The organism is Deinococcus sp. YIM 134068, from assembly GCF_036543075.1.
In the GTDB taxonomy this organism is placed as follows: Bacteria; Deinococcota; Deinococci; order Deinococcales; family Deinococcaceae; genus Deinococcus; species Deinococcus lichenicola.
Map to the genome: position 1 here is coordinate 1 of NZ_JAZHPF010000052.1, position 1436 is coordinate 1436.

Sequence of the window (1436 nt, forward strand, 5' to 3'; positions counted from 1 at the left end):
GGCTCTTCGCATTCAGGGGTGTAGTTGGGGGCGGAAGCCTCCGCTCTCGAGTAGTGCTCGGGCGATGTAGTTGGTGAGGTTGCGGAAGCCCAGGGCGGTGCCGCGGAGGTGTTCGAGGCGGCCGTTGATCGCCTCGGTGGGGCCGTTGGAGGTGCCTGGGCGGTCGAAGTAGGCCAGGATGTCGCCGGCCCGCTTGGCCAGTGTCCGTCCCAGGGTGGCGACCTCGCTCAGGGAGGCGGGGACAGCCTTGGCCAGGGTGTCGATCACGGCCTGCAGCTCGGCTCGACCCGTAGCTCGGTCGGGGTGGCGGTAGGCGCCGACGACGCGCTGGTAGACCGCCCAGGTGGCTTGGACCTCGACGTGGTCGTCGACGGCGAACAGCGCCTCGAGGCGGGCGTGTTGCCGCTCGGTGAGCAGGCTGGTGCCGGTGTGCAGCAGCCGCCGGGCCCGGTAGAGCGGGTCATCCTTGCGGCCGCGGTGGCCGTGCAGCTGCTGCTGGACCCGGCGCCGGCACTGGTCGAGGGCGTCGCCGGCGAGGCGCACGACGTGGAAGGGGTCCATCACCGCGACCGACTCAGGCAGCTCCTCGCTGGTGGCGGTCTTGAAGCCGGTGAACCCGTCCATCGCGACGACCTCGACCTGGTCGCGCCACGCCTGCTCGCGGGCGGCGAGCCAGGCGGCGAAGGCCTGCTTGGAGCGTCCCTCGACCATGTCGAGCAGCCGTGCCGGGCCGGTGCCGGCGCGCACGGCGGTGAGGTCGATGATCACGGTGACGTACTTGTCGCCGCGGCGGGTGTGACGCCACACGTGCTCGTCGACCCCGAGAGCGGTGACGCCGTCGAAGCGGGCGGGGTCGGCGATCAGCACCCGCCGGCCCTCCTCGAGGACGGCCCGGTTGGCGGTGGCCCAGGACACGCCGAGCGCCTGCGCGACGCGGGACATGCTGAGGTGGAAGCACACGATCGCCTCCAATGCCCAGCGCAGCGCCCGGCGCGACAGCTTCGCCTTCGGCTCGGCCGCCGCGGTGGTGTCTTGGCGCCACACGTGCCCGCACCCGGTGCAGGCGTAGCGGCGGATGATGACCAGCAGCGTGGTCGGGCGCCAGCCCAGGGGCTCGTGCGCCAACCGGCGCGGCACCGAGTCGCGCGGCTCGCCCTCGCAGCCGCAGCGGCGACACCACGGGTCCGTCCCGGTTGGACGGCACGCCAGCACGGCCCGGTCCGACGTGAGCCGTTGCCCGGTCACCTCCAGCCCGAGCTCGTCGAGGCGGCAGAACGTGGCCAGGTCAGGGCAGGCGAAGGTAGCGTCAAGCACGTCGAGGTCTTCCAGATGGTGAGCGTGAGAACTTCCATCCTCGGAAGACCTCGACGCCTACCCCGACACCGACGCGCCGCACCCCGTCGCCACCGGCGCTACACCCTCAACTGCGAAGAGCC

1 protein-coding gene is annotated in these 1436 nt (G+C 72.1%); it reads right to left on the reverse strand.

Going from position 1 to position 1436, the window contains the following annotated elements:
- Positions 1-12 precede the first annotated feature (12 nt).
- On the reverse strand, positions 13-1314 hold the full coding sequence (locus V3W47_RS19625) for an ISL3 family transposase (RefSeq protein WP_331826923.1): 1302 nt from the start codon (positions 1312-1314) through the stop codon (positions 13-15).
- Positions 1315-1436: the final 122 nt, after the last annotated feature.